Source organism: Nonomuraea sp. B5E05, assembly GCF_039880665.1.
Classification (GTDB): Bacteria; Actinomycetota; Actinomycetes; order Streptosporangiales; family Streptosporangiaceae; genus Nonomuraea.
Window position 1 is genome coordinate 1 of record NZ_JBDPMJ010000110.1, and the last position, 612, is coordinate 612.

Here is a 612-nt window from a genome sequence, read left to right on the forward strand (position 1 = left end):
GCGTAGCTCATGACTGATATCTGATAATAAACGGTGCTGTGCATTCATCATTCGCTCAAGGGCGCTGACCATTTGGTTAAAACTGGAACCTGCGGCTAAGAACTCTTGAGGACCTGATTCAAGCTCTGGATGCTGACGGAGGTTACCACTCGCGACTTCATCTGCGGCTTGCTTCAGCTTTCTGGCCGGTTTTGCCAAGCTCCATGCGAGCCACAAGAGGAGAGGCGCACTGATCAGCATGGTGACAATCAACAGCAGCAAAGGCCGATCAAACAATAAATTCACGAAATCTAGCTGTGAACTGGTGGCCGGACGAACAATATATAATTGGTAATTATCTTCACCATCCTTGACAGAAAAAGGGCCAACCATTTCTTGGCGACCATATTTTTTCTTTTGAGGATGGTCTGCATTATCAGATTGACCAATAAAGTTTCTGATAAATTGCATTTCACTGTGGCGAGCACCAATCACGCGACCTTCCGAAGTCACGAGCAGTAAATGCTGATTAGGCGGCGCCCATTTATCGATTGCTCGATAAAGTCGTCGCCACCACATCAGGTCATTAGGAGGATCTAGGCGCAGTTCCGTTTCCACATGTTGCTCTATCAT

General features: G+C 47.1%; 1 protein-coding gene. It reads right to left on the reverse strand.

What is annotated here, in order from left to right; genetic code table 11:
- Positions 1-597, reverse strand: a 597-nt coding sequence (locus tag ABGB01_RS46040; protein WP_347780660.1) for a HAMP domain-containing protein, incomplete at its 3' end; no start/stop codon positions are given.
- Positions 598-612: the final 15 nt, after the last annotated feature.